This window comes from Pseudomonas sp. ICMP 3272 (assembly GCF_001466905.1).
Taxonomy (GTDB): domain Bacteria; phylum Pseudomonadota; class Gammaproteobacteria; order Pseudomonadales; family Pseudomonadaceae; genus Aquipseudomonas; species Aquipseudomonas amygdali.
The window spans coordinates 153,383-160,156 of the sequence record NZ_LKEK01000024.1 but is presented as its reverse complement, the minus strand read 5'-3'; the positions used below and the strand labels follow the sequence as shown (position 1 = coordinate 160,156).

The window sequence follows — 6,774 nt, the reverse complement described above, 5'->3', positions numbered from 1 at the left end:
TCGCATGCCGTTCTGGACGCTCCGCGTCCGATCTTGAGGGCCCAGCGCAGAAACCAGCCCGCCTCAACCCTGCTGCTGATTAACCCGCGCCAAAAACGTCATCAACGCACCTGACACAAAATCCGGGTTTTCCAGATTGGCGATATGACCCGCCTCAGGCACCAGCACGTAAGGGCAGCCAATCAGGCTGGCCATCTCACGGGTTTCTTCAGGCGGGCGCGGGATATCTGCATCGCCACACATCACCAGCGTGGTGTCGGCATTCAGTTGCTCTATCAGCCCAAGCCGGTCATCGCGACCAAAGATCATCCGCCCCAAGGGCACGACGGTCTGGCGCAACTGCTCTGCCTTCATACCCGCCAACGCCGAGCGGAACGCCTGATACACCGGCGATTGCGGGTCAATGCCTGGCCGGAAGAAGATCGGCACTACGATGTCCAGCAGCGGCTCAGGAAAGGCACCGGCCTCTTCCAGCTTGTCGAGCAACGAGAAATAGTAGGCTTTCTTGGCTTCCGACTCTTTGCCCAGGTAAGTGTCCATCAGCACCAGCCCGGTGATGCGTTCTGGCGCCAGCAGCGCAGCAATCGCCCCCCACATGCCGCCCACCGACAACCCGACGATGCTGCAACGCTCGATATTCAAATGATCCAGCAGCGCCAGCGCATGACGGGCCAGATCATCGAGATTGCGGGTGCCTTCCGGAAAACCGCTGGAATCCCCATGCCCCCAAAGGTCCGGCACAATCACCCGATACCGGCTGGCCAGCGTGTCGATCTGCGCACGCCACATCGCCTTGTCCCAAAGGTAACTGTGACCGAGCAAGACAACCGGCCCGGTGCCTTGGTCAGCGTAGTGAAGGGTCTTACCGTCGATGAGTAGATCCGGCATTTCTGATGATCCTCTGTCTGGTCTTTCAGCATTCATTTCAGGCAGCCCGTGAAAGGCAGCTTATCGATGTTGACGCGTATGCATGACCATTTTGTTGAAATTTGCGCTGCAACGGACCGAGTGGTCATTTTTCAGCGGAGCTATCTTACACCGATCTTTTCGACGAGGAATGCGCTTGTAATTGCTGAAGGAAAACGGCCGAGAAGCTGGCTATCAGCCACTTAGAGCGCCCAGATTCAAAGGCCGAACCGCGCCCATCCAGATGGCATGGTCGGTATGGTCGCGCAGCTCATCGCCCGTCAACGGATGCAGAAACACCACCAGCCCATTGCGATTCAACGCGAGCCATAAAGTAACGTCAGCCAACTGCTCATGCCCGAACGCCAACTGACAACTCCAGTCCGGATGCGGCCCAACCAGCTTTTGGTGAACGCGGCCCATCTGCAGCGCAAATTTCTCGGTCGCGGCTTCGCACAGGGCTCGGGCCTGGTTCAGGGTTTGGGCGTTGAAATAGATATGGGCGTGGTAGCCGTGGGTGTCTTGCATGTATGAGTCCTTCCTGACCAAAAAATGAACGCCTGCTTACACCGCAATCGACGGCAACGGCCTGCCCGCCAGCGAAACCCCGCTCAACGCCTGTTCACTCGCCAGCCAGTCCATGAACTGCTGGACGATTTGCACTCGCCGTTTGCGCTGGGGCAAAACCACGTAATAGCCTTGGCCGGAAATGGCGGCTCCGGCGATGGGGCGGCAGAGCAGGCCTTGGTCGAGGAGGTCGTCGACCAGGTGCTTCCAGCCGATGGCGACGCCTTGTCCGCCAATCGCGGCCTGGATGAGCAGGGTGTAGTTGTCGAAACGCAGCTGGCCGGGCGTAGGGGCCTGGGGGATGTCGAGGGCGCGGAATACGCCTGCCCAGTCGAACCAGTTGTTGCTGCTTTCGCCGCGCAGGTGCAAGAGCGGAAAGTCGCGCAGTGCTTCGTTGGACAGCGGCGTCTGGCGACCCGCGATCAGTTGCGGGCTGCACACCGGAAAGACTTCTTCGCTGAATAGCCAATGGCTTTCGCCTTGCTTGAAGCGCCCGTCGCCGAACAGTACGGCAACGTCGATATCTGCGCGTAACATGCTGTGGGTACGCTCGCTGGTGACCAGGCTGACATCCACGTCCGGGTTGACCTTGTGGAAACGGTGCAGGCGCGGCATCAGCCAGTAGGCGGCGAAGGCGAAGTCGGTCGCCACTTGAAGCACTTCGTGCTGGTGCTGTTCGGTGATCGCTATCAGCCCGCTGTCGATCGATTGCAGGCCAGCCTGCACATGACTGAACAATATTTCGCCGGCTTCGGTAAGCTCGATACCGCGATAGATCCGGTCAAACAGGCGGGTGGCCAGCTGTTCTTCAAGGCGCTTGATCTGCTGGCTGACGGCAGGCTGGGTAGTGCCCAGTTCGATAGCCGCCGCAGTGAAGCTGCGCAAGCGAGCCGCGACTTCAAAGGCACGCAGCAGGTCGAGGGACATATCGCCAAAAGCTTCAAACATAAGCGGTGCTTATCCTAGGCATTGCTGCGCATGGGCTTTACCATCAAACACGAGGACTTCATCCTCGTACCCAGCACTTTCGCATAACTTTTCACAATGGGATGCAGCGATTACATGAAGCGCAAAAATATTCTGTTCATCATGGCCGATCAAATGGCCGCGCCAATGTTGCCGTTTTACGCCCGGTCTCCAATCCTGATGCCGAATCTGAGCCGCCTTGCTGCCGACGGCGTGGTGTTCGATTCAGCGTATTGCAACAGCCCTCTGTGCGCGCCATCGCGTTTCACACTGGTCAGCGGTCAGCTGCCAAGCAAGATCGGCGCGTACGACAACGCAGCCGACTTCCCGGCTGATATTCCAACCTACGCTCACTATCTGCGTGCGCTGGGCTACAAGACTGCTCTGGCAGGCAAGATGCATTTCTGTGGGCCGGATCAACTGCACGGTTACGAAGAGCGCCTGACCAGTGACATTTACCCGGCCGACTATGGCTGGTCGGTCAACTGGGACGAGCCTGATGTGCGTCCGAGCTGGTACCACAACATGTCTTCGGTGTTGCAGGCCGGTCCGTGCATTCGAACCAACCAGCTGGATTTCGACGAAGAAGTGCTGTTCAAGTCCCAGCAGTATCTGTACGACTACGTACGCCAGGACGGCAACGCGCCTTTCTGCCTGACCGTTTCCATGACTCACCCTCACGACCCGTACACCATCCCCATGCCGTTCTGGGACCTGTACAGCAACGACGAAATCCCGATGCCCACGCCGCATGCCAATCAGGCCGCGCTGGACCCGCATTCGCAACGGCTGCTCAAGGTCTATGACCTGTGGGACAAGCCAATGCCGACCAACAAGATTCGTGATGCGCGCCGCGCCTACTTCGGCGCGTGCAGCTATATCGATCTGAACGTCGGCAAGCTGATGCAGACGCTGGATGAAGTCGGGCTGGCGGAAGACACCATCGTGGTGTTCTCCGGCGATCACGGCGACATGCTGGGCGAGAAGGGCCTCTGGTACAAAATGCACTGGTTCGAAATGGCCGCCCGCGTGCCGTTGGTGGTGTACTCGCCGGGCCAGTTCAAGCCGGGGCGGGTCAGTGCGTCGGTGTCGACTGCCGACTTGCTGCCGACCTTTGTCGAAATGGCCAACGGCAAGCTGGACGCCGGGTTGCCACTGGACGGACGCTCGCTGATGCCGCACCTGAAACGCAAGGGTGGGCACGATGAGGTGTTCGGCGAGTACATGGCCGAAGGCACGACCAGCCCGTTGATGATGATCCGTCGCGGCGCTTACAAATTCATCTATTCGGAGCAGGACCCGTGCCTGCTCTTCGATGTGAAGAAGGACCCGAAAGAGCAGAAGGATCTGAGCCAGTCACCCGCCCATGAAAAGCTGTTCAATGACTTCCTGGCTGAAGCTAGAGCCAAGTGGGATATACCGGCGATACACCAACAGGTGCTCGCCAGCCAGCGCAGAAGGCGCTTCGTCGCCAAATCGCTGGCAACCGGCAAGCTGAAGAGTTGGGATCACCAGCCACTGGTCGACGCCAGTCAGCAGTACATGCGCAACCACATTGATCTGGACGATCTGGAGCGTAAGGCACGTTTTCCGCAACCTTGACCCTGCCCACACCAAAAAAATCAAAAGGGGTACATCAATGAAGAAGTTATCCACAGCCGTTGCGGTCGCGGTCATGACATTCGGCAGCCTTGCGGCGCAGGCAGAGGACGCTAGTTGCAGCACCGTGAAAATGGCCGATCCGGGCTGGAGTGACATTGGGGCCACCAATGCTATCGCCAGCGTGGTGCTTGAAGGTCTGGGCTACAAAGCCAAGGTCGACACCCTCGCGGTGCCGATTGCCTACGGCGGTTTGAAGGACGGCAAGCTGGATGTTTTTCTGGGCAACTGGATGCCGGCGCAGCAGGGCTTTTACGACAAGTTCGTGGCGACCGGCGATGTAACGCAATTGGCCAAGAACCTCGAAGGCACCGAGTTCACCCTGGCCGTGCCGGACTATGTGTGGGACGCCGGCGTGCATGATTTTGCCGACCTGAATAAATTCGCTGACAAGTTCGACCAGAAGATCTACGGCATTGGCTCTGGTGCACCTGCCAATCTGTCGCTGCAGGAGATCATCAAGAAGAACGAATTCGATCTGGGCAAATGGAAGCTGGTCGAGTCGAGCGAGACGGCGATGCTCGCCGAGGTCAATCGCAACGTGAAGCGCAAGGCGTTTGTGGTCTTCCTCGGCTGGACCCCGCATCCGATGAACGTGCAGATCAAAGGTATGCATTACCTCAAGGGCGGCGAGAAATACTTTGGTGACACCGGCTCGGTCTTCACCCTGACCCGTAAGGGTTATGCGCAAGCCTGTCCGAACGTCGGCAAGCTGCTGACCAATCTGAACTTCACCCTGGACATGGAAAACAGCATCATGGCCGAAGTGGCGAACAGCAAGGTCAGCAACAGCGCAGCGGCAAAGGCCTGGATAAAAGCCAATCCGGCGGTGCTGGACACGTGGCTGGAGGGCGTGAAGACGTTTGATGGCAAGGATGGGCTGGCGGCGGTGAAAGCCAGGTTTTAGGCGTAAGGTCTTGAGCACGCGGCGTGGCGCAGATCTGTGACGCGGGGCGTCACCCAAGGCATCCCCACGCGGGAGCGTGAGGAACGATAGGTGTCCGACTATCGTGCCCATGCTCCGCGTGGGTATGCCGTTCTGGACGCTCTGCGTCCTCTACGTTCAATTCACTCGAGGGACCGATGCGCTGGCTAAATCGCCATAAAATTCTACCGTTTCTAGCCTGGCTGCCGCAGCAGAGCCGCGCCAGTGTCGGGCGTGATGCGCTGGTGGGCCTGAGCGGTGCCATTCTGGCCCTGCCGCAGTCCATCGCTTATGCACTGATCGCCGGGCTGCCTCCGGAGTACGGTCTATACGCCGCGATTGTTCCTGTTCTGATCGCCTGCCTGTGGGGCTCGTCCTGGCACCTCATCTGTGGGCCGACTGCGGCTATTTCCATCGTGCTGTATGCCAGTGTCAGTCCGCTCGCCGTGCCGGCCAGTCAGGACTACATCATGTTGATCCTGCTGCTGACGTTCATCGCCGGTGTATTCCAGCTATTGCTGGGAATGATGCGCTTCGGCGCGCTGGTGAATTTTGTTTCGCACTCGGTGGTGCTCGGTTTCACACTGGGCGCAGCAATAGTCATTGCACTCGGGCAGATGCCCAATCTGCTGGGCATTGATCTGCCGAGTCAGACCACCGCCCTTAGAAGCCTGACCGCCGTTTTAGAGCATAGTGGAGAGGTCGATCTATCTTCACTGACACTGGGCCTGTTGACCCTGGCGCTGGGCATCGGGCTCAAACTCCTGGTGCCTCGCTGGCCAACCTTATTGATTGCATTGGTATCGAGCAGCCTGTTGGTGTGGCTGTGGCCGGCGATGTTCGGCCATGTCCGTGTGGTCAGCGCCTTCGTCGGCCATCTGCCGCTCTTCAGCCCGTTGCCGCTGGATCTCGAACTGATCCTCAAACTGCTGCCTACGGCAGTGGCGGTGGGCATGCTCGGGCTGGTCAACAGCCTGTCGATTGCCCGCTCGCTGTCGGCACGTTCGCAGCAGATGCTCAACGCCAATCAGGAAGTCCGTGCACAAGGTCTGTCGAATATGGTCGGCTCGCTGTTTTCCGGCTACCTCTCAGCGGGCTCGTTCACCCGTGCGGCGCTGAGTTACGAGGCGGGTGCGCGCTCGCCGTTGGCCGGGGTATTTTCCGCGCTATGGGTGGCATTGTTCGCGGTCGCCGGTGCCTCGTTGATATCGCACATTCCGATCCCGGCCATGGCCGCCTCAATTCTGCTGATCTGTTGGGGGCTGGTGGATCGCCGTGGCATTCGTGCGCTGTTCCGTGTCAGCCGCGCCGAGTTTTTCGTGATGGCGCTGACCTGTCTGGCCACTCTGCTGCTGGAGCTGCAAACCGCGATTTATGCCGGTGTGCTGGCCTCGCTGTTCTTCTACCTGAAACGCACCTCACAACCGCGCGTGCAGCAATGGCGCGAAGGCGACGAGGACGTGCTGCGGGTCGGCGGGTCGATCTTTTTCGGCGCCAGCCACTACCTGCAAACCCGCCTGCAACGCACTGAGGGGCTGCGTGTGGTGATCGATGCGCAGCAGATCAACTTCATCGATTACTCAGGCGTGGAAATGCTTCATCAGGAAGCCAGGCGCTTGGGCCGTCAGGGGCGATTGCTGATCCTGCGCAATGCCAGGCCGCAAGTGATCGAGGAATTGCACAAGCTGGAAGGGCCGCAGAACTGCCCGATTCTGTTTGAGGATTGAGCCATAACTCATCGTCCCGATGCT

General features: G+C 59.1%; 6 protein-coding genes. 3 read left to right on the top strand and 3 right to left on the bottom strand.

All coding sequences use genetic code 11. The features are described from left to right. Positions 1-63 precede the first annotated feature (63 nt). The 3 genes from AO068_RS03830 to AO068_RS03820 all read right to left on the bottom strand — a co-directional run bounded on the left by AO068_RS03830 (position 64) and on the right by AO068_RS03820 (position 2,421). The gene (locus AO068_RS03830) at positions 64-888 is read right to left on the bottom strand and encodes an alpha/beta fold hydrolase (protein ID WP_058407693.1); all 825 of its coding nucleotides are present in this window, start codon (positions 886-888) and stop codon (positions 64-66) included. Positions 889-1,101: 213 nt separating this feature from the next. Beyond that, complete coding sequence (locus tag AO068_RS03825) at positions 1,102-1,434, bottom strand: DOPA 4,5-dioxygenase family protein (protein WP_058402466.1); 333 nt, start codon at positions 1,432-1,434, stop codon at positions 1,102-1,104. 36 nt (positions 1,435-1,470) lie between these two features. Continuing rightward, positions 1,471-2,421 (bottom strand): choline sulfate utilization transcriptional regulator, encoded by a 951-nt coding sequence (locus AO068_RS03820; RefSeq protein WP_058407692.1) that lies wholly within the window; start codon positions 2,419-2,421, stop codon positions 1,471-1,473. Between the two features lie 114 nt (positions 2,422-2,535). Here AO068_RS03820 and betC point away from each other — a divergent pair, with 114 nt between their 5' ends. From betC to AO068_RS03805, 3 genes are all read left to right on the top strand, one after another. Further along, positions 2,536-4,041, top strand: coding sequence for a choline-sulfatase (betC, locus tag AO068_RS03815; protein ID WP_058402468.1), 1,506 nt, complete (start codon positions 2,536-2,538; stop codon positions 4,039-4,041). 37 nt (positions 4,042-4,078) lie between these two features. Beyond that, positions 4,079-5,005 (top strand): choline ABC transporter substrate-binding protein, encoded by a 927-nt coding sequence (locus AO068_RS03810; protein ID WP_058407691.1) that lies wholly within the window; start codon positions 4,079-4,081, stop codon positions 5,003-5,005. A 176-nt stretch (positions 5,006-5,181) separates the two neighbouring features. Continuing rightward, positions 5,182-6,750, top strand: coding sequence for a SulP family inorganic anion transporter (locus tag AO068_RS03805; protein WP_058407690.1), 1,569 nt, complete (start codon positions 5,182-5,184; stop codon positions 6,748-6,750). Positions 6,751-6,774 lie beyond the last annotated feature (24 nt).

What these genes read in the sequence shown, in the direction of transcription:
- AO068_RS03830 (WP_058407693.1), bottom strand. Translation starts at nt 888, where the DNA reads ATGCCGGATCTACTCATCGACGGTAAGACCCTTCACTACGCTGACCAA.
- AO068_RS03825 (WP_058402466.1), bottom strand. Translation starts at nt 1,434, where the DNA reads ATGCAAGACACCCACGGCTACCACGCCCATATCTATTTCAACGCCCAA.
- AO068_RS03820 (WP_058407692.1), bottom strand. Translation starts at nt 2,421, where the DNA reads ATGTTTGAAGCTTTTGGCGATATGTCCCTCGACCTGCTGCGTGCCTTT.
- betC (WP_058402468.1), top strand. Translation starts at nt 2,536, where the DNA reads ATGAAGCGCAAAAATATTCTGTTCATCATGGCCGATCAAATGGCCGCG.
- AO068_RS03810 (WP_058407691.1), top strand. Translation starts at nt 4,079, where the DNA reads ATGAAGAAGTTATCCACAGCCGTTGCGGTCGCGGTCATGACATTCGGC.
- AO068_RS03805 (WP_058407690.1), top strand. Translation starts at nt 5,182, where the DNA reads ATGCGCTGGCTAAATCGCCATAAAATTCTACCGTTTCTAGCCTGGCTG.